General features: G+C 66.5%; 22 protein-coding genes. 11 read left to right on the top strand and 11 right to left on the bottom strand.

Going from position 1 to position 24,074, the window contains the following annotated elements; translation table 11 throughout:
- Nucleotides 1-545: 545 nt before the first annotated feature.
- On the bottom strand, nt 546-2,078 hold the full coding sequence (locus C8E83_RS14880) for an aldehyde dehydrogenase family protein (RefSeq protein ID WP_121370654.1): 1,533 nt from the start codon (nt 2,076-2,078) through the stop codon (nt 546-548).
- 218 nt (nt 2,079-2,296) lie between these two features.
- Here C8E83_RS14880 and C8E83_RS14875 point away from each other — a divergent pair, with 218 nt between their 5' ends.
- The 3 genes from C8E83_RS14875 to C8E83_RS14865 all read left to right on the top strand — a co-directional run bounded on the left by C8E83_RS14875 (nt 2,297) and on the right by C8E83_RS14865 (nt 4,858).
- Complete coding sequence (locus C8E83_RS14875; RefSeq protein ID WP_121370652.1) at nt 2,297-2,845, top strand: hypothetical protein; 549 nt, start codon at nt 2,297-2,299, stop codon at nt 2,843-2,845.
- An 88-nt stretch (nt 2,846-2,933) separates the two neighbouring features.
- Complete coding sequence (locus C8E83_RS14870; protein WP_121370650.1) at nt 2,934-4,325, top strand: FAD-binding oxidoreductase; 1,392 nt, start codon at nt 2,934-2,936, stop codon at nt 4,323-4,325.
- Nucleotides 4,326-4,351: 26 nt separating this feature from the next.
- Nucleotides 4,352-4,858, top strand: a complete 507-nt coding sequence (locus C8E83_RS14865; protein ID WP_121370648.1) for a nuclear transport factor 2 family protein — start codon at nt 4,352-4,354, stop codon at nt 4,856-4,858.
- Here the strand turns inward: C8E83_RS14865 and C8E83_RS14860 are convergent.
- Both C8E83_RS14860 and C8E83_RS14855 read right to left on the bottom strand, forming a co-directional pair.
- Nucleotides 4,798-6,747: an AfsR/SARP family transcriptional regulator gene (locus C8E83_RS14860; protein WP_147430193.1), complete on the bottom strand. Its 1,950-nt coding sequence runs from the start codon at nt 6,745-6,747 to the stop codon at nt 4,798-4,800. The two genes, C8E83_RS14865 and C8E83_RS14860, sit on opposite strands and share 61 nt — an antisense overlap.
- A gap of 137 nt (nt 6,748-6,884) precedes the next feature.
- Nucleotides 6,885-8,345, bottom strand: coding sequence for a DHA2 family efflux MFS transporter permease subunit (locus tag C8E83_RS14855; protein WP_121370644.1), 1,461 nt, complete (start codon nt 8,343-8,345; stop codon nt 6,885-6,887).
- 83 nt (nt 8,346-8,428) lie between these two features.
- Between C8E83_RS14855 and C8E83_RS14850 the strand changes: the two genes are divergently transcribed.
- The 8 genes from C8E83_RS14850 to C8E83_RS19930 all read left to right on the top strand — a co-directional run bounded on the left by C8E83_RS14850 (nt 8,429) and on the right by C8E83_RS19930 (nt 15,849).
- Nucleotides 8,429-9,340, top strand: coding sequence for a LysR family transcriptional regulator (locus C8E83_RS14850; RefSeq protein WP_121370642.1), 912 nt, complete (start codon nt 8,429-8,431; stop codon nt 9,338-9,340).
- 577 nt (nt 9,341-9,917) lie between these two features.
- A complete protein-coding gene (locus C8E83_RS14845) occupies nt 9,918-10,673 on the top strand; it encodes an SDR family NAD(P)-dependent oxidoreductase (RefSeq protein ID WP_121370640.1) in 756 nt (251 codons plus the stop codon).
- Nucleotides 10,674-10,729: 56 nt separating this feature from the next.
- Nucleotides 10,730-11,503, top strand: coding sequence for an alpha/beta fold hydrolase (locus tag C8E83_RS14840; RefSeq protein ID WP_121370638.1), 774 nt, complete (start codon nt 10,730-10,732; stop codon nt 11,501-11,503).
- Nucleotides 11,504-11,582: 79 nt separating this feature from the next.
- On the top strand, nt 11,583-12,539 hold the full coding sequence (locus C8E83_RS14835; RefSeq protein ID WP_121370636.1) for an SDR family NAD(P)-dependent oxidoreductase: 957 nt from the start codon (nt 11,583-11,585) through the stop codon (nt 12,537-12,539).
- Nucleotides 12,540-12,605: 66 nt separating this feature from the next.
- Complete coding sequence (locus C8E83_RS14830; RefSeq protein ID WP_121370635.1) at nt 12,606-13,865, top strand: MFS transporter; 1,260 nt, start codon at nt 12,606-12,608, stop codon at nt 13,863-13,865.
- A 78-nt stretch (nt 13,866-13,943) separates the two neighbouring features.
- Nucleotides 13,944-14,846, top strand: coding sequence for an alpha/beta hydrolase (locus C8E83_RS14825; RefSeq protein WP_121371929.1), 903 nt, complete (start codon nt 13,944-13,946; stop codon nt 14,844-14,846).
- Nucleotides 14,847-14,911: 65 nt separating this feature from the next.
- Complete coding sequence (locus tag C8E83_RS19935) at nt 14,912-15,349, top strand: alcohol dehydrogenase catalytic domain-containing protein (protein ID WP_245981697.1); 438 nt, start codon at nt 14,912-14,914, stop codon at nt 15,347-15,349.
- Nucleotides 15,346-15,849: a zinc-binding dehydrogenase gene (locus C8E83_RS19930; RefSeq protein WP_245981695.1), complete on the top strand. Its 504-nt coding sequence runs from the start codon at nt 15,346-15,348 to the stop codon at nt 15,847-15,849. The genes C8E83_RS19935 and C8E83_RS19930 overlap by 4 nt, the downstream gene beginning before the upstream one ends.
- 85 nt (nt 15,850-15,934) lie before the next feature.
- Here the strand turns inward: C8E83_RS19930 and C8E83_RS14815 are convergent, their stop codons facing one another.
- The 8 genes from C8E83_RS14815 to rpsF form a co-directional block, all read right to left on the bottom strand.
- Complete coding sequence (locus C8E83_RS14815; protein ID WP_121370633.1) at nt 15,935-16,510, bottom strand: NADPH-dependent FMN reductase; 576 nt, start codon at nt 16,508-16,510, stop codon at nt 15,935-15,937.
- 38 nt (nt 16,511-16,548) lie between these two features.
- Nucleotides 16,549-17,724, bottom strand: a complete 1,176-nt coding sequence (locus C8E83_RS14810; protein ID WP_121370631.1) for an FAD-dependent oxidoreductase — start codon at nt 17,722-17,724, stop codon at nt 16,549-16,551.
- Between the two features lie 33 nt (nt 17,725-17,757).
- Nucleotides 17,758-18,627, bottom strand: a complete 870-nt coding sequence (locus C8E83_RS14805) for a TetR/AcrR family transcriptional regulator (RefSeq protein WP_245981693.1) — start codon at nt 18,625-18,627, stop codon at nt 17,758-17,760.
- A gap of 1,623 nt (nt 18,628-20,250) precedes the next feature.
- Nucleotides 20,251-21,669 carry a replicative DNA helicase gene (dnaB, locus tag C8E83_RS14800; RefSeq protein WP_121370630.1) on the bottom strand — a complete coding sequence of 473 codons (1,419 nt, stop codon included), beginning with the start codon at nt 21,667-21,669 and terminating at the stop codon, nt 20,251-20,253.
- Nucleotides 21,670-22,232: 563 nt separating this feature from the next.
- Nucleotides 22,233-22,685, bottom strand: coding sequence for a 50S ribosomal protein L9 (gene rplI, locus C8E83_RS14795; protein ID WP_121370628.1), 453 nt, complete (start codon nt 22,683-22,685; stop codon nt 22,233-22,235).
- 17 nt (nt 22,686-22,702) lie between these two features.
- Nucleotides 22,703-22,963, bottom strand: a complete 261-nt coding sequence (gene rpsR, locus C8E83_RS14790) for a 30S ribosomal protein S18 (protein ID WP_055964231.1) — start codon at nt 22,961-22,963, stop codon at nt 22,703-22,705.
- Between the two features lie 45 nt (nt 22,964-23,008).
- Nucleotides 23,009-23,566, bottom strand: coding sequence for a single-stranded DNA-binding protein (locus tag C8E83_RS14785; RefSeq protein WP_121370626.1), 558 nt, complete (start codon nt 23,564-23,566; stop codon nt 23,009-23,011).
- Between the two features lie 3 nt (nt 23,567-23,569).
- A complete protein-coding gene (gene rpsF / locus C8E83_RS14780) occupies nt 23,570-23,974 on the bottom strand; it encodes a 30S ribosomal protein S6 (RefSeq protein WP_121370624.1) in 405 nt (134 codons plus the stop codon).
- Nucleotides 23,975-24,074 lie beyond the last annotated feature (100 nt).

The following is a 24,074-nucleotide window of genomic DNA, read 5'->3' as shown; positions in this document are numbered from 1 at the left end:
GCCTGGCTAGTGGACGCGCAGCGGCGCTTGGACTAGCCGCGCGTCGTCGGGCAGACCGACCCCTTGCGCGCGAAACGAGCAATCCCGAGTCGGTGGCTGACCCGGTCAGCCGTGATAGACGACGTCGCACCTGGCCGCGTCTCGGTAATCCCTGGGCCGGTCACGAATCCACGGCGGACCCGCGTGCGGGCGGCCGACGGAGCTCCTCTCCGTCACCCATGCGTACGCTCGCGTCTCACCGGGCACCGCCCGGGGAGTAGTCCGCGTCCTGATGTGGCCATTCGCACCGGCTTCGGCTGCCCCGTCGTGACCCGGGGAAGCACGTCGCGGGGTGATGTGAGCGGCTGTTTTCTGCTCAGCGAGGTGACCTGCCGGCCGGCGCACCTGCCCCTGGAGAAGCTGAGCCAGGAGCTGCGCGGGCGTTGACAGACGACGCGAGCCTGAAGGTGCGCCTGCGCCGGCGTGAAGACGGCGATGACTGACCGCTTGATCACGGGAGGGTTCCCTGACGCTTGCGCCAGGGCTTGAGCGCGACGCATTTGGCGTCAGCCGATCGGCACGCTTCCCGTATGGCCGAACACCTCGACGGTCCCTCGCCAGGAAGGCAGCTCGGTGAGCCCGGTGGGGAAGCGGATCATCTTGACGGCGCCGAATTCTTGAAGCGTCGCCATCGTGTGCTCGCGACCGTAGCCGCTGTGCTTGACGCCGCCGAACGGGGTCGTCAGCGGCCACCGGTGGTAGTTGTTCACGTGCACCATCCCGGCTTCCATGCGCCGTGCCACGCGGAACGCTGTCGCCTGGTCCTGGCTGTAGACCGCGGCCACGAGACCGTACGGCGATTCGTTGACGATGTCGACTGCCTCGTCTTCGGTGTCGAAGACGTTGATGGTCTGCACGGGGCCGAAGATCTCCTCCTGGGCAATGCGCATCGTTCTGGTCACCCCGGCGAAGAGGGTCGGCGGAACCCAGAACCCGTCGGAGAGGCGGTCATCGGCCGGCAGGTTCGCCTGCGCGACGATCGTGGCGCCTTCTTCCTCGCCGATGCGGATGTAGTCCAGGTCGCGCTGTTGCTGGTCACGCGAGACGGCCGGGCCGACCACGGTCTTCGGGTCGATCCCTTCGCCCACGCGCAGGGACCGGACCCCGTCTGCGAGCCGCTTGGTGAATTCGTCGGCGATACCGCGCTGTACGAGCACACGGGAGGCGGCTGTGCACGCTTCTCCCTTATTGAAGAAGCCGCCTTCGAGGGCATTGCGGACGGCCAGGTCGAGGTCGGCGTCGTCGAAGACGACGAACGCGTTCTTTCCACCGAGCTCGAGCGTGACCGGGGTCACGTTCGCTGCGGCGGCGGCGGCGACGGCCATACCGCCTCGCGTTGATCCGGTGAAGGAGATCTTCCTGACCAGCGGGTTGGCGACGAGGGCCCGACCGGGCTCCGCTCCGCCCGGGATGACATGGACGACATCTGCCGGCAGGACCTCGCTGATGATGTCGATGATGCGCATGATGGTGAGCGGTGACTGGGGGCCCGGCTTGACCACGACCGTGTTGCCGACGGCGAGGGCCGCCGCGACCTTGCCGCCGGTGTGAATCGGGGGCCAGTTGAAGGGAATGATCGCCCCGACGACTCCGAACGGCTCCAAGACGGTGGAGGCGTACACCGGCCCGACTTCGAAGAAGTCGCTCGGGATCTTGTCGACGATGCCGGCGTAGAAGCGGAAGATGTCGAGGAGGAACTGCACGTCCCCGAACCGGCCATCGGCTAAGGGCTTGCCGTTCTCGGCCGTCAGGATCTCCGCGAGCTCGTCGGCGTGTGCTTCGAGGGCGTCGGCGCACCGGGCCAGAAGCGCGCTTCGCTCGGCAGCCGTCGTGTTTCGCCAACCGCCCGTGAACGCGGCATGGGCCGCATCGATTGCGGCGTCAACCTCGGCTGCGCTGCTTCCGGCGACCCGGGTGATGACCTGACCGGTCGCGGGGTTGTCGACATCGAACTCATTCGCCGGATCGTCGGAGGACCAACGGGAGGTGGTGAGCGGCGCGAATTGGAAACGGCTTGGGTCGTGATTGATGCTCGCCATCTCGGCGGCTCCTTCCGGGAAAGAAGATCGGAGAGTCGATCTCCTTCAGTTACTTTCCGCTCTCACGGTCAGCACGTCCAACGATGAATTGTGCTGAACCGAAGCACGAACAACGATGATGCACAGCGGACGCGCTCGTATCGGTAGGACAAAAAGTGATGGCTTCCAGCAGGAGAAATCGTTGGACTCGATAGGCGGGAGCGTTTGACCCTGGATGCATGACTGACACCACCGTTCGCTCCGATATCGTCCTTTCCGACTCGACCGTGTATGCCACGATCACCGCGCCGTTCGACCAGATCGACCTCGCCGATTGGCTGCGGAACCTCACCGACGAGGAGTACCAGCGCTGCGCACCAGGGGAGCACAAGGCCTGCGCCCATGGGGTGACCGACGATGGGCGATCAGAGACCCTGAACGTCGAGATGATCGGCACGACGCTGACCATCCAGCACGCTGTCCACGACATCTTCGAGAAGGACCACCTGCGACTCGTCTCGATCTCCGATGCCCTGACCGCAAACGGCTGGACCACTTCGCAAGGCATCTGGGAACTCCGGGTCACCGACAACGGCGACGGGACCGCCCGCTTCAGCAACAGCGTCATCGCACACCCGACCGAGGACGGACTCGCGTTCTACGAGGCCCACGGTATTCCCCTTGAGCAGGCCGCCGCCGCACGCCAGGAAGCCTCCGATGCCCACAACCACGTCGAGACACCGCACTACGCAGCGAGCATCGAGCGTCGAGCCCTGCGCCAGGGCTGAAGGGCGTCAACGTTTCGTCAACGACGTTGCAACGGCCGTCCGGTGAAGTAGGGGAGTCGCCAATGACCCCACACCGAGGAGACCCATTGTGCCCACAGGGATAACAGCCCATGACATCGAGCGGCTCGCCGCCACGATCGACGGCGACGTCCTCGTCCCCGGAGACGCCGATTACACGGCCCAGTCGTCTGGGTATAACTCCGCGATAGCACACCGCCCTGCCCTCATCGTCGTTGCGGCCAGCGCCGCCGACATCCAGGCAGCGGTCCTCTTCGCGACGGGCCACGACCTGCCCGTCGCCGTCATGGCGACGGGGCACCAGGCCACGACGACCTTCGACGACGCCCTCCTGATCACGACGTCACGGATGGCATCGGTCGCGATCAACCAGAAAGAGGCAACCGCGACCGTCGGCGCGGGAGCCCGCTGGGGAGCTGTCGTCGAAGCCGCCGCCGCCGTGCGACTTGCGCCGCTGAACGGCTCGTCCCCCCTCGTCGGGGTCGTCGGGTTCACCCTGGGCGGCGGGTTGAGCCCGACGATGGGACGTTCGCGAGGGTGGGCCTCCGACCACGTGCGTCGTCTCGATGTCGTCACGGCCTCAGGTGAGATGGTGCGGGCCACCCCGACGGAGAACGCCGACCTCTTCGGTGCCCTCCTCGGGGGCAAAAGCAACTTCGGCATCGTGACGGCGATGGAGTTCGACCTGTTTCCGCTGCCCACGCTCTTCGGCGGTGGCCTCTTCTTCGCCGGCGCGCATGCCGAAGCCGTGCTCCACGCATACGCACGGCTGACTGCGTCGGCCCCCGCCGAGGCGACGACATCGATCGCCCTGCTCCGACTTCCGCCTCTCCCATTCGTTCCAGAGTTCTTGCAAGGCGCCTTCGTGATCCACGTTCGGATCGCCGGGCTCGGAACGGACGTCGATTGGCAGGCGTTCGTCGAACCTCTGCGGACCGCCGCCCCCGTGATGGTCGACACCCTCGCGGAGCTGCCCTACACCGACTTCGCGTCGATCCACTCGGACCCCACAGAAGGTGCGCCGTTCCTCGAGCGAACCGACCTGCTCACCGAGCTGTCCGACGAGACAATCTCGACTCTTCTCGAATGGGCCGGCCCCGACGCTGAGAGCCCCGTCCAGTTCGTCGAGCTCCGCCACCTGGGCGGCGCACTCGCCAACGACGGCGGCTTCGTCTCCGCAGTCGGGAACCGCGACGCCCGGTTCGCGTTCTGGATCGTCGCCATCGGCATGCCCAACGACCTGGTACCGGCCATGGCATACGCCGACGGTTTCATCCGGAGCCTTCAGCCGTGGAGCACCGGAAAGACGTACCTCAACTTCATGGCCAGCTCCGATGTGACGCCGGAACTCGTCGCGGCCGCGTACGGCGACGACGCTTTCGACCGACTCAGGACCCTCAAGCGCCGCTTCGACCCGAAAAACACGTTCCGCCTGAACCACAACATCACGCCTTCCACCTGACGCTCAACCACAACGCAAGGAATCCCATGACCCTCATCACCATCCCCAAGAACGCCTCCACGGAGGCGAAGCTCCAAGCCCTCGTCGACGAGAACCAGATCGTCGACGCGATCCACCGCTACACGGCAGGATTGGACTTCGGCGACGCCGACCTGCTCGAGTCGGCGCTCACCGAGGACGCCACGGTCGACCTCTCGCTCGCGATGGCGAAAATCGGATACGAGTTCCCGCCGCTCACGCCTCGCTCGACGATCATGGGCGGTCTCCTGCCCGCCGTCGGCCCACTCGACACCAGTCACCGGATCTCCAATGTCCGAGTTGCCATCACCGGCGACACAGCGACGCTGACCTGCTACGCACAGGCGCAGCACTACCTGCCGGGCCACGGGCCGAAGCCGGAGGAGACGCGTCAGGCCCTGATGATGAACCGCTACCAGGCGGAGCTCGTCCGCTCGCGCGACTCCTGGAGAATTCAGACGCTTCTCATCGACAACGCCTGGTTCTCGGGCGACCCGACGATCCTGATCGGCTGATCGACCTCCCCTCGATCCTGCAACGGACGCGAGATGTGCCGGGAAGCCCAGAGCCTGCTTTGCGCCTCCCGGCACGCCTCAGGGCCTTCGATCTGCCACGCCTGCCGCCGGGCATAGGCACGAGCAAGGGTGAGATGCGAATACGCGATGTCCGAGACGGCGAGCATGAGGTGCGCGTCGACGAGCTCCTCCAGGACACCGACGGTGGATCGTTCGTCGAGGTCGAGAAGGGCCGACGCGCTGGCGACGGTCACGCCGAGCCGGTCGCTGAGGGCAAGGATCCTGAAGGCCGACGCCGTCGTGTCGCCGATGCGTTCCAAGGTGGCGACGATCGGCGCGTCGACGATCTTGCAGTCGCTTTTCATCACCTTGGGGTTGTCGAGATCGTCGCGGAGTTCCTCGACGAGGCGCGCGATGGACCAGTTCGGGCGTGCGAGCAGCCGCGCACCGGCGACGTGGAGGGCCAGCGGGTGGCCGCTGCAGGCGGCAGCGAGTTCGAGGGCGGCGTCGCGTTCGGTCTCGACACGGGATGTTCCGCTGACCGTCCGTAGGAGCACGACCGATTCTGGCCCTGACAGCGGGCCGACTGCGACCCAATGCGCCCCTGTCACGGCCGGCAGGCGACGCCAGGTGGTGAACAGGAGAGCACTCCCTGGCCTCGACGGTAGGACAGCGTGCACCTGCTCGGGTGTGGTGACATTGTCCAGGATGAGGAGCAGGCGCTTCCCGTCGACGAGGGTGCGCCACAGGGCGAGCCTGCCCGCCGCGGAGGGCGGCTGCCGATCGGGCGGGACGCCGAGATATTGCAGGAGCCGCCCGGCAATTTCATCTCCCGCAGCAGCATCTCCGAGGTCGAGGAAGATCTGTCCGTCGCTGAACTCGCTACGGACGAGGTGTGCTGCGTGGATCGCCAACGCCGTCTTGCCCATGCCACCGAGACCGGTGACCCCCACCACCGCGGGTGAAACGCTGTCGGTGAGGGCGGCAGTGATCATGGCGAGTTCATTGCGGCGGCCGACCAATGTGGTGGTCCTCGCGGGCAGCGGGACAGGAGGCAGCCTCTCCTGGGACCCCGCCGGCGTGCCGACGGGTGTCATGTTGTGATCGGGCGCTGGTTCAACGAGGCCGCGCAGGATCTCCTGGTGCAAGTGCAGCAGACGTGCCCCGGGGTCGATACCGAAGTCCTCGCGCAGCTGCCTTCTCGTCTCATCGAAAAGTGTGAGGGCCTCGGCTCGTCTGCCCTGGTAGCTGAGCGCCGTCATGCGAAGCTCAACGAGCCGTTCGCTCGCGGGTCGGTCTCCGACGGCGATGGCGGGCTCGAATCCTGCGTCCTCGAAGCGGCCCAGTTCGATGTCGAGGGCGAGGGCATTTTCCACTACGGAGCCGACGAGATCCATCAGGCGCTGCCGCGCGGAGTCGACGAAGTGGCCGGTGGCGCCGACGAGAGCGGGGCCCTGCGCAAGAGCCGCGGCGTGCCGCAGATGCTGCGAGGCGGCCTCGGAGTCGTCTGACGTCCGAGCCTCCGAAGCCGCCGTGACAAGGTTCCGGAATCGGTCGAGGTCCGTCGTGATGCTGGTCGTGTCGAGCTGGTAACGACCCAATTCGAACCGGATCATCCGTGAGTACGTCACGGGCGCGAGAACGCGGTTGAGTCGCGACACGTAGGTCCGAATGGTTTCCCTTGCCGTCCGCGGCGGATCCTCACCCCAGACCGAGTCGATGAGGCCATCAGCCGTCAGCGATCGGCGAGATGCCAGGACGAGGGCAGCGAGCACGCCCCGCTGCTGCGGGGAGCCGAGATCCAGTTTGATACCGCCACGCCACGCTTGCACCGGGCCCAGAACAGTGATCAACGTCACCGCGTCGCTCGGCTCTCCGGGTGCATCCATGCGGTCGAGTTCCTCCCGTGTCTGCGTCGTTATGCTTCGCACGACCTCTCCTGAGCCCGCGTCCTAGGATGCGTGCGTCCCGCCGCCCCACACATCCGGCTTTCTGGTACGCGTGTCGCCTTGCGGCGTCGCGAATGTCAGGCCTGCTGGACTTCAGGGACGGGGCCAGTCAGCGGCGGTTCCGTGGTCAGGGCATCAGAGACCGCGTGCGCTGAGGCGTGCGCCCACTTCGTCGTCGAGAGAAGCCCGATGACGAGGATGACTGCACCGTAACCGGCGTTGATGATCCACCCGATGTGCGTGTGCTCAGCGATCGTCGTCCCATGCCCTGCGTGGCCTGCGAGGACGGCGCCGGCGATGGCGACGCCGAGGGTCGCACCGACCTGCCGGCTGGTGGAGCTGATGCCGGTGGCGATGCCGATGCGCTCTCTGGGCATTCCGGCGACCGCGGTCTGCGAGATCGGTGCTCCGACGGCGGCGTTGCCGAAGCCCATGACCGTGTAGGCGATGAGGAGCCACCATGTCGGCGTGCTCTGATCGATGAAAGCGAGGAGGGCACCGGTGCCGCCGATGCCGATGCCGGCGACGATCAAGGGGATACGGGCACCGTGGCGGGCCAGGATCCTGCCCGAGATCGGGCCGAAGAAGATCGCGACGATCGCCAGCGGCATGACGAGAAGGCCGGCGCCGAACGCGGTGAAGCCGCGGCCCTGCTGGAGGTAGAGGCTGTTGAGGAACAGGAACGAGCCCAGCGCGGCGAACGAGAGGACAGCCATGATGCTCGATGCGCTGAAGGGGAAGCTTCGGAAGAAGCCGATCTCGATCAGGGGTTCGAAGCGGCGGGGCTCGTAGAACAGGATCCCGACGAGGCAGAGGGCGGTGACGAGGAAGGCGACCAGGATCGGCGCCGACGACCAGCCGAGGCTCGACCCCTCGATGATGCCGAAGGTCAGGCTGGCAAGCCCCAGAGCGACGAAGATCTGACCAGCGAGGTCGAAGCGACGGGCGAAGGCGGCTTTCGACTCAGGGATGATCCGGAGTGTCATGATGATGGTGGCGATGCCAATCGGCACGTTGATGACGAAGATCCACCGCCAGCCGAGGGGCGAGTCGACGAGGGCTCCGCCGACGATCGGGCCGAGGGCCAACGACAGCCCGATCACTCCGCCCCAAATGCCGAGGGCGCGAGCACGGTCGGCCGGCTTCGTGTAGACGGTGCCGAGAATCGCCATGGCCACCGGGTTCAACGCCGACGCGCCCAGGGCCTGGAGGACCCGGAACACGATCAACCACGACAGCGTCGGAGCGATCGCGCAGAGCGCCGACCCGATCACGAACACGCCCAGGCCCATGAGGAACACCTTGCGTCGGCCGAAGCGGTCGCCCGACGACGAGGAGAACAGCAGGAGGGCAGCGAGTGTCACGGTGTACGCATCAACGACCCACGACAGGCCAGTGACGGACGCTCCGAGGTGCAAGCCGATCGCGGGGAGGGCGACGTTGACGCCAGTCATGTCGATGCCGACGAGGAGAACACTCACACAGCACAAGGCCAGGAGCATCCCTCGCCGGCGCGGGGTCATATCAGTGATGGTCATGGCTCCAGGGTCACGGACAGCTCGCATCATGTCCAACGATTTATGCTGCTCGACATCATCATCCAGAGTGATAGTGTTTGAGAATGGAACTGCGCGAGCTCGAGTACTTCGTCGCGGTCGCCGAGACATCGAGCTTCTCGCAGGCCGCTCGCGACCTGCATGTCGTGCAGTCCGGTGTTTCCGCAACGATCCGTCGGTTGGAGGCCGAACTCGGCAGCCCCTTATTCGATCGGACCGTGCACCCGGTCGCTCTCACGGGTGCCGGAACGGTCTTCCTTCCCGCGGCTCGAGCGACCCTCGATGCCGCCCGTGAGGCCAAGGAACTCGTCGCGGCCGCCGCGGACGGCGTCGCGGGGCTTCTCACGATCGGGATGATGCGCTCGGCTACCTTCATCGACCTGCCCCGGATGCTGGCGGAGCTCGGGAAAGCGCACCCCGGTGTCGAAGTGCGCCTGAGAGCGTCGGCCGGGGGATCTCGCGGGCTGATCGAACAGATCCTCGCGCGGGAGATCGACGCGGCCTTCCTTGCGTATTCGGGGCCGACCCCCGCCGGGCTGCACCTCGTCGAGATCTCCCGCAAAGTTCTGCACCTCGTGGTCAGCCCGGATCATCCCCTCGCCGGCGCCGGTTCCGTCGTCCTCGAGCAACTCGTCGACCAGAGCTTCGTCGACTCGCCCGTCGGCTACGGCAACCGCACCATCATCGACGACGCCTTCGCGGCAGCCCACCTCACCCGTCGAGTGTCGCTGGAGGTCCCCGATGTGGGAACAGCCAGCGAATTTATCCGTCAAGGCATCGGCATCGGGTTCCTCAGCGACGATCTCATCCCGAACGATCTGGTGGTGCTCGACGTTTCCGGGGTGTCGCTGATCTGGCGACTGATGTTTGGCACGCCGACGGGACGGCGAGCATCGCAGCCCCTCCAGGCATTTGTTCGCATCCTGGAAAACACGATGGCGCCTCTCTCGGTGGCCGACACTGATGGATTGGCCTGAGGGCTCCCGCGCACGTCGGATCGGTCGACCCGACAGAGGGTAGGGCCGACATCGGGTTCGAGACGCGCCGAGAAACGAGGACGAGCACGCTGACGCACTGGCCTGCCCGGCGACGCCCTCGGATGGACAGAAAGGCCGTTGCCTCCGAACTATGGGCGAATAGTGCAGCGGCCGCACGCGGGCGTCAGAGGGCCTGCACCCAAGCGCTGGAGGGGTCGCGACGGCGAATCCGCAGGACGGCTCAAACGCTCATCAGATTTGATGCTGAGCATTAGCAGAAGAAATCATTGGACGCGATGCGGGGCAAGTTGCAGTCTTGACACGTGGATATCGCCGACTGTTCAGCTCAATCGGCCGGACCCCATATCTCGATGGTCGAGGTCGTCTGCGCACGTGCTGCTACGCCTACCTCGCCACCGACGGTCGCGCGTTCTCCGTGGCCGAGGGGGTCGGTCGCGGCAGGACCCGACGCATTCAATGCCCCGAATCACCAACCTGCCCGGCCGACCGCGACGGCAACGTCCGGTCTGCCTCGCTTACTGACCTAGCGCACCTGTGCGCGTACGTGAAAGGCACCATGGAATCCGCCACCTTCACCGGTAAGACCATCCTCGTCACCGGCGCGTCCGCCGGCATCGGCTTCAGCATCGCATCCGCTCTCGTCGCCGCTGGCGGCACCGTCATCATCACGGGCCGCCGCGAACAAGCCCTTAAGGACGCGGCCGTGAGCCTCGACCCCAGCGCCGTCGGAATCCGCGCCGACGCCGCCGAGGAAGCCGATTTGGACGCGCTGTTCGCCCGCATCACGGAGACCCACGGTCACCTGGACGGCTTGGTCGTCAACGCCGGCGGAGGACGGTTCGCGTCCCTGGAGACCGTGACCGCGGCCGACATCGACGCCGCGCTGGCCGCGAACGTCCGCGGCGCGATCCTGACCATTCAGAAAGCGCTGCCACTCCTCGGCGAAGGCTCCTCGATCGTCTCCACCGGTTCGACCGCCGCCCCGGGCGGCCTGGTGAACTTCGGCCTTTACTCCGCGAGCAAGGCGGCGCTGGCGACCCTGACCCGCACCTGGGCGACCGAGCTCGCACCGCGCGGTATCCGGGTCAACGACATCGTCCCCGGCCCCACCCGTACCCCGGGCTTAGCAGGGCTGTCCGACGGCGCAGACCCCTCCGGGCTCCTGGCGGGGCTCGCCGCGGAAACCTTATTCAATCGGCTTATCGAGCCGTCCGAGGTCGCCGCCGCGGCCCTGTTCCTGCTCTCCGACGCGAGCTCCGGCATGACCGGCAGCGAACTCTTCGTCGATGCCGGCCAAGCCCACCACCACTGAGATTCACCGGGCTCACCCAACCCGGGGTCCCGAGAGCACTGGAAAGAGAGGGCGTTATGGCCACCGCAACCGTCACCACCGCCACCGGCACACCGGTCACGTTCACCCGTGAGGGCGACGGCCCCGCCGCCACCGTGTACATCCCCGGCTTCGCTGAAACGACCGCCTCCTGGGATGCCCTCGCAGAGGAGCTCGCCCAGAGTGACCGCGAGGTGGTTCGGATCGACCTGCCCGGCTCGGGGCTTCGCACAGGAGCGGCCACGCCGTATGCGATCGAGGCCGCCGCCACGGACGTCGCCGCGGTGATCGACGCCGTCGGCAAACCGGCCACGATCATCGCGCACAGCATGGGATCTCAGATCGCCGAACTTGCTGCGATCAGCCGCCCAGAACTGGTCGAACGCCTCATTCTGATTGATCCGATCCCGCTCGGCGGAGCGCACGCACCCGGGCAGCCAGCACCCGCCATCGACGCCGGCGAACTACTGCATTCCCAGCTCGACGTGTTCGCCGAGCTCGGCGACGGCGGTCAAGCGCTCACCACGGACGCTCTCGCCGTGCCCGCCGACACCCTCCAGCAATACTGCGACGCCTTCGCCGAAGGCCACCCTGCCGGGGAGACCACCAGCCGGTTCGAAGGCAAGGTCCTTCTCCTCGCGGGCGAGCACGACCCAGTCTCCAACCCCGCGTTCGTGGAATCCGCCATCGCACCCCGGTTCGCACACGCCATAACCCAGACCATCGCTGGCGCGGGGCACCACCCGCACCTGCAAGCCACCGGAGCGACGGCCGCCGCCATCGGCGCCTTCTTCGCGGCACATCAGGACTAGCGCCAGTGCGATCCCCGATGCAGGCAGCGCCGAACGGTCCCGCACTAACCGCGCGCACGCGCAGCCAAAGCGTCTGCTCGTGACCGCCAGTCCCAACTCCACGCCGTACGGCTTCGCGACGACCACCGCAGAAGTCCTTTCCGGGGTCGATCTCGGCGGGAAGAGCGCTGTTGTCACCGGGGCGTCGTCTGGGCTGGGCACAGAGATCGCTCGATCCCTCGCCGCCGCGGGAGCCGCCGTCTCCCTAGCGGTACGGGACAAGGCAGCCGGCGAGCAACACGCGGAATTGATCCGCGCCTCGACCGGCAACGCTCAGGTGCAGGTCGCGCACGTGAATCTGGCGGACCTGGCGTCGGTGAACGCGTTCACGGCCGGTTGGACCGGCCCTCTCGACATCCTCGTGAACAACGCCGGCGCCCTGATCCCAGCCCTGCAACGAACCCCGCAGGGCTGGGAGAAGCAGTTCGCGACACACCACCTGGGCCACTTCGCCCTCGCCGCCGGACTGCACGACCACCTCTCGGTGCGCGGTGGCCGGATCGTCACCCTGAGCTCCTCCGGACATCTGTATTCACCGGTCGTCTTCGACGACATCCACTTCCGCTACCGCCAGTACACAGACCTGCTCGCCTACGGCCAGTCGAAAACCGCAAACATCCTGTTCGGTGTGGAAGCGGCCCGGCGTTGGGCGGGCGACGGGATCACGGCGAATGCGGCGATGCCGGGCCCGACATACACGAACTTTCAACGCAGCATGGATCCGGACCAGCTCGCCCGCCGTCTCGGCGGGTTCGATCCCAACCGCGACGTCGCCCCACCCGGATGGAAGACCGTGGCGCAGGGAGCCGCAACAGCAGTGTTCCTGGCCGCGTCACCGCTCGCAGACGGCGTCACCGGTTGGTACTACGAGGACTGCAACCCGGCCACGATCGTGACCGACAACAACGACTACCGCGCCGGTCTCGCCCCCTATGCAATCGACCGCGAGAACGCCGACCGTCTCTGGACGCTCTCCGCGGCGCTCCTCGGCCGGTAGCGGCCGCCACGCACACGATCCACTCCGCCTGGGCGGGCGTACATCACGAACGAGAAGGGAACGGCAATGACGCAGGCGCTGAGCTCAACCGCCGCAACGAGGCGGCACCCGTTGTTCTTCGTGGTCGTCGCCATCCTGGTGGCCCTGTTTCCCGCCGCGTCGAGCGCCCCGTCGCCGCTGTACGTCATCTACCAACGAGAGTGGGGTTTCTCCTCAGCCACCCTCACGGTGATCTTCGCCATCTACGCGGTCGGGCTGCTCGCGGCGCTCCTCACCGTCGGACGACTCAGCGACCACATCGGCCGTCGCCCCGTGCTGTTGGCCGCGATCGCCCTCGAGATCATCTCGATGATCGTCTTCCTCGCCGCCGGAGACACCGCCGCGCTCTGCGTGGCCAGGCTCATCCAGGGCGTCGCGACCGGTACCGCGATCTCCGCCATGGGCGCAAGCCTCGTCGACCTCGCCCCGCAGGACCGCAAAGGCCGTGCCGGACTCATCAACTCCATCGCGCCGAGCGTCGGCCTAGCCCTCGGGGCGTTGGGATGCGGCGCTCTGGCCGAATACGCTCCCGCCCCGACGCGACTGGTCTACGCGGTGACTCTTGCCTGCCTCATCGTCGCCGCGGTCGCCATCGCCCGGATGCCGGACACCGTCGCCCGTCGCGCTGGCGCAGTTCCCAGCCTTGTCCCGCGCGTGGGCATCCAGGCCGAGATGAGGCGACGTCTCACACCAATCATCCCCGCCCTGTTGGCTGCGTGGGCGCTCGGCGGCCTGTACTTCTCGCTCGGCCCCTCCATAGCGCAAACGGTCTTCGGCTACCGGAACCATCTTGCCGGCGCGGTCGTCATCACGATCTTCTGCGGCATCGCCGCGTTCACGTCACTCGCGCTGGCCCGCGTCCCGCTGGAACGGCTCGGTGCTCCCGCCGCGATTGTTGTCGGCGCCGGTGGGGTGGCAGCCTTCCTCGGCGTGCGTACCGACACGACCGGTTTCGCTGTGATCGGCACGCTCCTGGCCGGCATCGGGTTCGGTGCGATCTCCGTCGCCAGCTTCGGAACCGTCGCCCGATGGGCACGCGCCGAGCACCGCGGGGCCGTGATCGCAGCGGTGTACATCCTCTGCTACTTCGCCTTCAGCGCCCCCGCAGTCGCCGCTGGCTTCGCGGCCACCCGCCTCGGGCTGGTGGCCACCACCGAGGGGTACCTGCTCGTCGTCATCGCCGCGGCGATCGCCGCCCTCGCCTTGACCGCACTATTCGCTCCGCCAAGCCACACCCCACCGTCTGCGCCGGCTGAGGTGCGTGCGGACCCTGCCCGGGACAGCTGAGCATCCGCTTTTTCTCAACACGTGATCGAGGGGGTCAATCCCTCACCCCTCGACACCGACCACCAAAGGAGCACGATCGTGAGCGAACGACTTGATGTGACCATCCCCCTGCCCGACGGCGTGACGCTGGCCGCCTGGCTGTATCTCCCGGACGGGGACCGTCCCGCAGCAGGCATCACCATGGCCCACGGCTTCGGCGGAACCCGCTACCACGACATCGCACCGATCGCCGAACGGATCAGCAACGCCGGGTACGCGGTCCTCCTGCACGACCACCGCAACTTCGGCGACAGCGGCGGCACACCGCGACACGACATCAACCCCGATCAGCAGATCGAAGACTGGCGGCGGGTGACCACCTACCTCTCAGCCCGCGACGAGGTCGACGCCAACCGCGTCGGAATCTGGGGCACCAGCTACGCCGGCGGTCACGCCCTCGTCCTCGCCGCCACGGACCGGCGCCTCAAAGCCGTCTTCGCGCAGGTCCCCACGATCAGCGGATACCAGAGCGGCCTGCGCCGCGTCGCACCCGACCAGGTGGCTCGGGTCGAGGCGATCTTCGCCGCCGACGAGCTCGCGCAGCTGAACGGCGAAGCCCCACGGATGCAGGCATTCGTCAGCGACGACCCAGCGGTGAACGCACAGTACCGGCAACCAGAAGCGATCCAGATGTACCTGCACCCACGACAAGGTCTGCCCGATGGGCTGTGGGAGAACGCGATGACGGTGCAATCCAACCGTCGTGCCCGCGCATACGAACCCAGCATCTGGGTTCCGCGGATCGCCCCGACCCCGCTGATGATGCTCGTCGCCACCCACGACGACGTCGCACCCACCGACCTGGCCCTCGCCGCATACACCGGCGCTGGGGAGCCGAAAGAACTCGTCCTAATGGACGGTGGCCACTTCTCGCCTTACAACACGCAGTTCGAGCTGTCGACCGAGGCCGCCATCCGACACTTCGACCGCTACCTGAGCTAACAGGAACAGCCCACGAGCGCGGCTGACACCACCGGCAGGTCCGACAACAACTGGAGAATGAACACATGGCCACGAGATGGATCGCAACACGGCTCGGCAGCTTTGACGGATTACAGGAAAGCGACGAGGAGGTCGACGCCCCCGAGACCGGAGAGGTGACCATCGAGGTGCGCGCCGTGGGGATGAACCCGACCGAGTTCAAAGGCCTCCTCGGTGAGAGCGACCCGGCCTTGCTGCCCCTCCCGATCGGCAACGAGCTCGCCGGGATCATCACCGCGATCGGCCCGGACACCCAGATCGGATCCGGCGGCGGCGCAATCGGCGACGCGGTGCTCGCCTACAGGGTCCCCGGCGCATACGCGTCCGTGTTGAATGTGAACGCCTCCGACGTCTTCGCCAAAACCGACGCCTTGAGCTTCCCGGCGGCGGCGAACCTGTTCCTCGTCGGTGCGACCGCCGCCGACATGCTCCGCGTCGTCGAGCGGAGCCAGGCGGCACCGTGATCGTGCACGGCGCCTCCAGCGCCGTCGGGGTCAGCCTGCTGCAACAACTTCGGCCCTTCGGTGTGCGCATCCTCGGAACAGCGAGCGAGAACAACTTCGACCTTATTCGCCGCTTCGGCGGCGAACCATTCGCCTACGGCACCGGACTCCAAGAGCGCCTCGCCGAGGCCGCAGGCAGGGATGCCATCAATGCCGCCTACGACAACGTCGGCACCGACGAAGCACTCGACGTGTCCCTCGCCCTCACCCCCGACCCCTCCAGGGTCGTCAGCATCGCCGGATTCTCCCGTATGGCGCGCGACGGGTATCAGGTCGTCGGCGGCAATATTCCCGACAGCGTCCGGTTCCGCGACGAAGTCCGCTCCCACCTCGTCGAGCTCGCCGCCCGTCGCGAGCTGGTGGTCCCGGTCTCACGAACCTTCCCGTTGGCCGACGCGCGCGCAGCGCTGGAACTGCTCGCCGGCCAGCACCCCGGCGGTAAATTCGCGCTCATTCCCTAGGCGGAACCGCTTCATCGGAATCTCAGTCAGCCGGCGCTTTGGTGCCGGCCGGGGGAGCTGAGGACGTGCCCCGGCCGGGGCGTGTTCAGGAACGGTCGCTGGTGTTACGGATGGTGCTGAGCGCGGTGGACCACGACACGGCGGCGTCGAGCACACCGGCGAGGTTCTGCTGCTGGAAGTCGCGCGGCGTGAACGGGCCGCCGAATCCGTCCCAGTCGTCTCGCGCGGTGAGCGCGACAGCCGGGCCGACGTCGGCGATGCGCAGGGTCGCGCACACGGGGCGCAGCGCCTCGACGGCGCGGACCCGGCCGTCGGCGCCGTAGGAGACGAAACCGGCGGCCTTGTTGTTCCACTCCGCCCATACCCGGTCCAGTGCGTTCTTCAGCTTGCCGGGGAAGGAGTGGTTGTACTCGGGGGTGACGAACACGTACCCGTCGAAGCGGCCCACGACCTCGGCCCACGCCAGCGTGTGCGGCGCGGCGTATAGCCCCGCGGCCGGCGGTACCGGCTCATCGAGGTCGGGGAGGGTGTGGTCGTCAAGGTCGACAAGTTCGTAGTCGGCGTCGCCGGGGGTGACGGCGTTGTCCATCACCCAGCGGGCGACGGCTTCGCCGGTGCGACCCGGCCGGGTGCTGGCAAGGATGACGGCGATCTTCATCATGTCTTTCCCCTTCTTCTGTCTGTTGCGCGTCGTGCGGGCTAGTGCGCCTCGGGAGCGTCGGTTTCCAGACTCCCGGGCCTCATGGAGTGGAAGAACTCGACGAGCTGTTTGGGCGAGCCGGGCTGGAACAGCATTTCCAGCATCTTCGCGGACTCGGCCGCGGCTGCCTGGGAGCGGGGGAACAGGGCGGCCTCGTAGGCGGCCAGTGCTGCCTCGGTGTCGCCGGGGTGGGCGGCGATCGCGAGGGCGAGTTCTGAGCCGTCATACATGGCGAGGTTCGCGCCCTCGCCGGCGAAGGGTGACATCAGGTGCGCGGCGTCGCCGAGCAGCATCACTCCTGGCGAGCGGGCCCAGTTGATGCCGACGGGCAGAGCGTCGATTCGTCGCGGGATCAGCGGGGTGTCGGCGTTCCCGATCAGGCCGCGCAGGCCCTTGTCCCATCCCTCGATCAGCGCGAGGACGGCCCTCTTTGCGGCATCGGTGTTGCCGAAGTCGATGCTGTCCGCCCAGGACTCATCGACTCGTACGCCCAGGTACACGTGAAGCGTCCCGTCGGTCTCGAGGTGGCCGAGCATGCCGGTGTCGTCCTTGAATGCGAACAGCATTCCCGGGCCCATCGCAGCAGCCTCAGCGGGATGATCGACCGCGCCGTTGAAAAGGTCGGCCTCGATGAATGAGATACCGACGTAGAACGGCGCCTCGACGGTCACCACGGGGCGGACCTTCGACCAGGCGCCGTCGGCGCCGATGAGCAGATCGGTGGTGATCTTCTCCCCGTTAGCGAATTCGACCTCGTGCCTGCCAACGGTGCCCTCGACTGGCCGGACAGCGGCGACCATGTGGCCCCATCGGATCGTGTCCTCAGGGAGGGAGTCCAGGAGCAGGGTGCGGAGGTCGCCGCGATCGACCTCGGGGCGGCTCAGAGTTCCGTCGTCGGGCTCCTCGGTCTGGACGGCACCCGTGTGATCCAGCACGCGCGCGGACTCGCCGCCCGGGTGGATGATCTTGGTGAACGGCTCCCACAGGCCAGCGGCGTGGATGGCTTTTTGGCCGTTGTAGTCGTGGATGTCGAGCATTCCGCCCTGCACGCGCGCTCCGCGGTTCGGTTCGAGTTCGAACACCACGGAATTGATGCCGTTGGCGTGCAGCACGCGGGCGGCAGTCAGACCGCCGAGGCCGCCGCCGATGATGGCAATGGGGTAATGCATGGTCATGAGGTGATTCCTTTCACGAGTCGGGCGCGCTGATCAGGACGCCGTGGAGTGGGTGGCGGGCGTCGGGGTCACGGCGATACCCACGAGCAGCGCGTCCACCGTCCAGGCGAACCGTTGCGTGGGGTCGCCGCTCAGCACTGCGCTGGCGTTGGCGACAAGGTGGGGGGTCGTGAGAGCCGAGGCGCTCCGGACCGCGGCCGCCAACGATTCCGAGCGTGTGTGCTCGTCGGCGGCGATGACATCGGCAGGGGCAGGAGCGCTGAGCTCGGCTGCCGTCGCGGTCACGAACTGCAGGAGCACATCCGCACCCCATGCCGCACGGGCCGGCTCGATGCCGCCCTCGATCAGCAGACCAAGGGCGGCATCGAAAAGCGCCAGTGCGTTCGGGCCAGATGGGCGAAGCACAAGCGCGGACCGTGCGAGGCCTGGGTGTGTGAAGAGGATCTCCGCGTACGTGTGCAGCAGGGCCTCGAGTCGTGCGCGCCAACCGGCAGTCGAAGCAGAGGCGCTGTTAGGAAGCTCGCCTAGCAGCTCATCCAGAACCGCGGCGTGCAGCTCGGTCGTGTTTGCGACGTAGACGTAAAGCGACGCGGGGCCAGTGTCTAGCGCCTGTGCGACGCGACGCATCGTGGCCTTCTCCAGGCCCTCGGTGCGCATGATCTGGATCGTCGAGTCGACGATCCACTTGCGGGACAGCGCCGGCTTCGCGGGCCGCTCCCGACGACTACGTACTGGATCGCTCATGCTCCAAGAGCAGCGAACATGTTCGTAACGAACAAGATCGTAAGTGATGAAAGACTCAGCGCCAGAAGATTGCGGGGTCTCTCCGAAGATGCGGCGCGCACACTCGACCAGGAGCGCCCGTTGGCGGGTTAGCGCATCGGCGTCGGTGCGGATCGTCACCCGAGCGACTCGGGTGAGAGCGAGGGGCCAGTTGACCATCCCTGCGAGCAAAAGCCAGAGCGTCGCCGGGTCGAGGCGGACGCACGGGCCGCTCCGCCCTCCGGGTGAGTCGCTGCGCTCCGGAGGAGGCACCTCGCGGCGCTGCATGCCCATTGGTCGCGTTGTTCTGCCGTGAAGCCTTCGGCAGCTTACGGACGTCCAGGCTCCTCGCAAGCCGCTGCGCGGCCGGCTCCTCCGAGATTATCGGCACGTGGTCGCACGCTCCGCGTTTCTCGCCGCAAATCTCTCCCCTCTGCCGGGTTGCGTTACACCCTCCCGCCCTAGCGGCGACGAGTCGCCTTCACGGCAAAAACGAGAGGAGAGGAAGCACGATGACCACCGAATGTCTCTGCTCATGCGTGATTTTCTCCATCCCGCAGCCGATGGCCGCGGACGTCACGCCGACGCAGTTACACAAGATTCCTGACAGACCCCACCTTGAATCACCGAGCGGAGGGAGTAAGGACCACCTTGAAGCCCCGCCCGATTCAAGTGCCAATGGACTGCCTGACTCGCGGTGGCCACACGGATGCTGCCGGATCCGCCATTATGCCCCCGACCTAGTCGATCAAAAACCTTGCCACCAGCGGACGCAAAGACACCCAGGTCAAAACACTGATGCACGTCGGACGCGGCACGCCTCTTTGCAGAGATGATCTCGGAATCACTAATGGCACTGGCCGATACCGCGAACCACCTCGATAGGGCACAAGGCGTACAGACAAGCGGGATAGGAGCCCTATCGATGGTGAAAACATGCCGGGGTACTGCCTGAGAGCCCGATATGACAAGAGACAACCCACGGTCGGACGCCCTGATGTGCTCTCGCCTGACCGCCAACAACTGCCTCATGCCCAACCCCGTCGCTCTGGCCATCAAGATCAGCGTTGAACAACCAACGGCACCTCGCGCTCCTCGGCCGCTCACGTTGGCCATGCTCGACAGAACCGTTCGTAAATCGTCATCGTTCAACGCCGGCCTCAGCACTCCAAGCTCAAAATCGGGCGCGGTAGCTGGCAGCAGACCAAGCTCCATGAGTAGCCCATTCCGACTACCCGGGCGCCTTCGCCGGGAAAATCCCTTACTTTCATTGTCGATAAAAACAGCGTCAAGAAAATTGCGAGCAACGGCGGCTGTTAGCCGACTGCGGCCGTCACTCGAGACGCTCGTCGAAAGATAGGCGAGGAAAGACGAAACGTCACGCGGATCGAAGGGAAGAGCCCACATCGCCTCGAGCTCGGAATCACTCAGCTCATACGTAGCCCTGAGCCAGTCACGAAACACAACGATCAAACCGACGTCAGATCGACTCCGACTCAACGACAACCAACCGATCTGACAAACGAGATGACCAACGACTCAATGTGTGCCATCGTCCACGACGACTCGGCCGGCACATTAAACCGTCCGATCCGTCGCGAACAGGACCTCATCATCTGGGAAGGACCATTTCTTTTCCCGTCGACAGAACTCGCGATACCGAGTGGAAGCCCGAGCGCGAAGCACTTCTCACGATTTCTTGCCAAAAATTCGTCTGGCAACGGAAAGTGAGAATTGGCAATCGAACGTGAGAATCGACAACAACTACGACATCGAAGGCATGTCCACGAACCGCGAGAACATGCCGTGGAAGGCAACGGTGATCGTGTCGGTCGGGCCGTTGCGGTGCTTGGCGACGATGAAGTCGGCCTCGCCCTGACGCGGGTTGTCCTTCTCGTAGGCCGACTCGCGGTGCAGCAGGATCACCATGTCGGCGTCCTGCTCGAGCGAACCCGACTCGCGGAGGTCGGAGATCGCCGGCTTCTTGTCGGCGCGCTGCTCGGGGCCACGGTTGAGCTGCGACAGGGCGATGACGGGCACCTGCAGCTCTTTCGCCATGAGCTTCAGGGCACGCGAGAACTCCGAGACCTCCTGCTGACGGCTCTCGACCTTCTTGCCCGAGGTCATCAGCTGCAGGTAGTCGATGACGACGAGCTTGAGCCCGACCTGCTGCTTGAGACGACGGCACTTCGCCCGGATCTCGACCAGGGTCATGTTGGGCGAGTCGTCGATGTAGAAGGGGGCGTCGTTGATCCGGCCGCGGGTCTGCGCGATGGTGGTCCAGTCGCGGGCGTCGACGGTGCCCTTGCGCATGTTCTGCAGCGGCACGCTCGACTCGGCCGACATGAGGCGCATGGCGATCTCGGAGCGGCCCATCTCGAGCGAGAAGAAGACGCTGGGCTCGTTGTGCTTGATCGACGCCGCACGGCACAGGTCGAGCGCCAGAGTCGACTTACCGAGCGCGGGTCGTGCCGCGATGATGATCAGCTGACCAGGATGCAGGCCGTTCGTGAGCGCGTCGAGTTGCGCGAACCCCGTGGGCACCCCCGTCATCTGCCCGTCGCGGCCGGCGGCCGCCTCGATCTCGTCGATGGCCGACGTCACCGCATCGGTGAGCGGCACGTAGTCTTCGGTCTGCACGCCACCCGCGACGTTGTAGACCTCGGCCTGCGCGTTGTTGACGAGGTCGAGCACCTCGCCTTCGCTCGCGTAGCCCATCTGCACGATGCGCGTGCCCGCCTCCACGAGGCGGCGAAGCACCGCCTTCTCGGCCACGATCGAGGCGTAGTAGCCCGCGTTCGCCGCCGTCGGCACGAGCCCCGTGAGCGTGTGGAGGTACTCCGCGCCGCCCGCCCGCGACAGCTCGCCGGCCTTCGTCAGCTCGTCGGTGACGGCGATAACGTCGGTCGGCTCGCCGTGCGAGTACAGACCCATGATCGCGTTGAAGATGACCTCGTGCTTCGGCAGGTAGAAGTCCGCCGCGCGCACCGTCTCGATGACGTCGGCCGTGGCGTCTTTCGACAGCAGCATGCCGCCGATCGCGCTCTGCTCGGCCAGGAGGTCGTGCGGGGGAGTGCGACGGTCGTATCCGCCGTTGTAGCCCGACCCCGAACCCTCGTAGTTCGAGTCGCCCCGGGCGTCGCCGGCGTCGCTCGGTGCGAGTCCGAGATGGGCGATCGACACGGTGGCCTCCTGAAACGGCGGGGGACGGGTTGCTGCTGAAATGATGTCTACCGCCACCCTCCGACACCCTCGTCGGCGGAACCGCGGAACACGCCGCGAGGGCGCACGAAATCACCGATTCGAAGGCCCCTGCTGAATCCCCCGAACGACGATTTCGCTCCCCCCTGAAGGGCGCTGTCACACACTAGGGACATGACCCCCACCGCACCAAATGCCCCTGTGGATAACGATGTGGAGAATGTGGGAGAAACGCCGGGAAAGTCTGGGGACAACTGTGGATAAAACTGTGGACTTCAAAGTTTTTTGAGCGACATAACCCACTCTGACCAGGGATTTCTGAATCCACACCCATTGTGGGCAAAGTAGTGTAAAGAGTCAGTTGAAGGTTGTGCGGCGATCATCGATCCTGTGCACAAAACTCTTGACAGCGTGTCCCCCGCGCGAGTAGACAACGCCGCGCAATCGTTGCCGTCTGGCCCCTTAAACGCCGGTAGCGGCACGTGCCTGAGCACGCACCGCTACCGGTGTCGGTTCACGGCCGCCGAGGCGGCCGCAGAGCCGTACTACTTGGCCGAGACGACCTTGAGGGCGATGGTCGCGACGACGTCCTCACGCAGACGGATGGTGGCCTCGTGGTCACCGGTCAGCTTGATGGCGGTCGGGATCTCGACCTTGCGCTTGTCGATCGTGCCGACGCCCTGGGCCTCGACGGCCGAGGCGACATCGGCGGGCTTGACGGAGCCGAACAGGCGACCGCCCTGGCCCGTCTTGACGGGAAGCGTGATCGTGACGGCCTCGAGGCGGGCCTTCATGTCCTTCGCCTCCTCGATCGTCTTGAGCTCGCGCGTGGCGCGGGCCGAGCGGATCTGCTCGACCTGCTTCTCGCCACCGCGGGTCCACGGCACGCCGAAGCCCTGGGGGACGAGGTAGTTGCGGGCGTAGCCGTTCTTGACGTCGACGACGTCACCGGCCGAGCCGAGGCCGGTGACCTCGTGGATGAGAATTACTTTGCTCATGAGAAGAACCCTGCCGATCAGCGGCCGGAGCCGGCGTAGGGGAGAAGGGCCATCTCGCGCGCGTTCTTGACGGCACGGGCGATGAGCCGCTGCTCCTGGACGGACACGCCGGTGATGCGGCGGGCGCGGATCTTGCCGCGCTCGGAGATGAACTTGCGGAGGGTCGCGACGTCCTTGTAGTCGATGACGCCGACGCGGATCGCCTTCGCGGGAGCGGCGTTCTTGCCGCCCTTTCCGCGGAGGGGCTTGCGGCGGTCGCCGCTGCTCTTTCCAGCCATTGTGGTTTTCGCTTTCAGTAAAAGATGAAGAGGGGGTGACGAGGCCTAGAAGGGGGTCTCGTCGTCGTAGGTGCCGCCAGGCGTGCTCCAGACATCGCCGCCCGAGCCACCGGCCGAGCCGCCGTTGCCGGCGGGCTGACCCCACGGCTCCTGCGACTGAGCAGGAGCCCCGCCGCCGTTGCCGCCGACCTGCTGGCGGGGCGCGCCCCCGCCGAACTGGCCGCCGCCGTCACGCGACGACGAGGCGCGCGTGACCTGAGCGGTGGCGTAGCGGAGCGAGGGGCCGATCTCGTCGACCTCCAGCTCGATGGACGTGCGGTTCTGGCCCTCGCGGTCCTGGTAGGAGCGCTGCTTGAGGCGACCCTGCGCCATGACGCGGGAGCCCTTGGTCAGCGAGGCGGCGACGTGCTCGGCGAACTCGCGCCACACACTGGCACGCAGGAAGAGCGCCTCGCCGTCCTTCCACTCGTTCGACGCGCGGTCGAACGTGCGGGGGGTCGACGCGATCGTGAAGTTCGCGACAGCCAGGCCGTTCTGCGTGTAGCGCAGCTCGGGGTCGGCCGTCAGGTTGCCCACGACGGTGATGACGGTTTCGCCGGCCACGATCTACTCGGCAGCCGAAGCGGTCGAAGCGGCGGCGGCGGCAGGAGCCTTGGACGGGGCAGCGGCCTTGCGGGCGGCCTTCTCGTCGGCGAGCTTCTTGGCCTTGGCGACCATCTCGATGCCCTCCTCGGCGCGGAGCACCTTGGTGCGGAGGACGGCCTCGGAGAGACCGAGCTGACGGTCGAGCTCGGCGGTGGACGCCGGCTCAGCGGTCAGGTTCACGACGGCGTAGATGCCCTCGCTCTTCTTCTTGATCTCGTAGGCGAGGCGACGACGGCCCCAGATGTCGACGTTGTCGATCGTGCCGCCGTCGTTGCGGATGACGTTGAGGAACTTGTCCAAGCTCGGAGCGACGGTGCGCTCATCGATCTCGGGGTCAAGGATCACCATCAGTTCGTACTGGTGCATGCGTAACCCACCTCCTTCGGACTTAACGGCCGCAGGCTCTCTGCAGCAGGAGGGTATGTGCATGTGCGCAGGGCAGAGATGCCCCGAGCAACCTTCCTAG

This window comes from Frondihabitans australicus, assembly GCF_003634555.1.
Lineage (GTDB): Bacteria > Actinomycetota > Actinomycetes > Actinomycetales > Microbacteriaceae > Frondihabitans > Frondihabitans australicus.
The sequence above is the reverse complement of the archived record's forward strand: the minus strand, read 5'-3'. Positions and strand labels throughout refer to the sequence as shown.

Bases quoted from the DNA above. Each gene is read 5' to 3' on its own strand.
- C8E83_RS14880 (WP_121370654.1), bottom strand. From the start codon at position 2,078: ATGGCGAGCATCAATCACGACCCAAGCCGTTTCCAATTCGCGCCGCTC.
- C8E83_RS14875 (WP_121370652.1), top strand. From the start codon at position 2,297: ATGACTGACACCACCGTTCGCTCCGATATCGTCCTTTCCGACTCGACC.
- C8E83_RS14865 (WP_121370648.1), top strand. From the start codon at position 4,352: ATGACCCTCATCACCATCCCCAAGAACGCCTCCACGGAGGCGAAGCTC.
- C8E83_RS14860 (WP_147430193.1), bottom strand. From the start codon at position 6,747: ATGGATGCACCCGGAGAGCCGAGCGACGCGGTGACGTTGATCACTGTT.
- C8E83_RS14855 (WP_121370644.1), bottom strand. From the start codon at position 8,345: ATGACCATCACTGATATGACCCCGCGCCGGCGAGGGATGCTCCTGGCC.
- C8E83_RS14850 (WP_121370642.1), top strand. From the start codon at position 8,429: ATGGAACTGCGCGAGCTCGAGTACTTCGTCGCGGTCGCCGAGACATCG.
- C8E83_RS14845 (WP_121370640.1), top strand. From the start codon at position 9,918: ATGGAATCCGCCACCTTCACCGGTAAGACCATCCTCGTCACCGGCGCG.
- C8E83_RS14840 (WP_121370638.1), top strand. From the start codon at position 10,730: ATGGCCACCGCAACCGTCACCACCGCCACCGGCACACCGGTCACGTTC.
- C8E83_RS14830 (WP_121370635.1), top strand. From the start codon at position 12,606: ATGACGCAGGCGCTGAGCTCAACCGCCGCAACGAGGCGGCACCCGTTG.
- C8E83_RS19935 (WP_245981697.1), top strand. From the start codon at position 14,912: ATGGCCACGAGATGGATCGCAACACGGCTCGGCAGCTTTGACGGATTA.
- C8E83_RS14815 (WP_121370633.1), bottom strand. From the start codon at position 16,510: ATGATGAAGATCGCCGTCATCCTTGCCAGCACCCGGCCGGGTCGCACC.
- C8E83_RS14810 (WP_121370631.1), bottom strand. From the start codon at position 17,724: ATGACCATGCATTACCCCATTGCCATCATCGGCGGCGGCCTCGGCGGT.
- rplI (WP_121370628.1), bottom strand. From the start codon at position 22,685: ATGAGCAAAGTAATTCTCATCCACGAGGTCACCGGCCTCGGCTCGGCC.
- rpsR (WP_055964231.1), bottom strand. From the start codon at position 22,963: ATGGCTGGAAAGAGCAGCGGCGACCGCCGCAAGCCCCTCCGCGGAAAG.
- rpsF (WP_121370624.1), bottom strand. From the start codon at position 23,974: ATGCACCAGTACGAACTGATGGTGATCCTTGACCCCGAGATCGATGAG.